We start from the raw sequence: 765 nt of genomic DNA, 5'->3' as shown, positions 1-765 counted from the left end.
GCCAAGCATCAGGATCTTGGACCCCGTGAAGGCTTTGCCGCTCCGGTCGACGGCTTCCGTGAGCTTGTTCACCACGTAATAGGGCATGTGGGTGTTGATCTGGCCCGCCAGCTCGATGAAGCGGGTTGCGATATCGTATTCGCGCGCCTTCCAGGTGAGATAGAACGGGTCGATGGGAATGCAGTGCCCGCCGAGGCCTGGCCCCGGATAGAACGGCATGAAGCCGAAGGGCTTGGTCTTGGCGGCGTCGATCACCTCCCAGACATCGATGCCCATGGCGGCATAGACCACCTTGAGCTCGTTCACGAGAGCGATGTTGACCGCCCGGAAGATGTTTTCCGTCAGCTTCACCGCCTCGGCCGTGGCCGCCGAGGAGACCGGCACCGTCTTCACCACGAGCTGGCTGTAGAGCGCATCGGCCAGGGCCAGCGCATCGGAGCCGTCCCCGCCCACCACCTTCGGGATCGTCGAGGTGCCGAAATCCGGGTTGCCGGGATCCTCGCGCTCCGGCGAGAAGGCCAGGAAGAAGTCGCGCCCGCTCTGCAGGCCGGTGGCCTCGAAAATGGGCTTGAGCACCTCGTCCGTGGTGCCCGGATAGGTGGTGGATTCGAGAACGATCAGCTGACCTTTGCGCAGGCGCGGCGCGATGGCGCGGGCCGTGTTCTCGACATAGGACAGGTCCGGCTCGCGGTGCTTGGTGAGCGGGGTCGGCACGCAGATCAGAATGGCGTCGGGCTCGTCCAGACGGGCGAAATCCGCCGTGGC

Annotated in this window: 1 protein-coding gene; it reads right to left on the bottom strand. The window is 64.8% G+C overall.

Annotation, left to right across the window (positions count from 1 at the left end):
• A partial coding sequence (locus ACUXUR_RS26775; RefSeq protein ID WP_445505386.1) for a nucleotide sugar dehydrogenase occupies positions 1–765 on the bottom strand: 765 nt, incomplete at both ends.

It is taken from the genome of Microvirga medicaginis (genome assembly GCF_052658925.1).
This window is presented reverse-complemented; position numbering and strand designations above follow the sequence as displayed.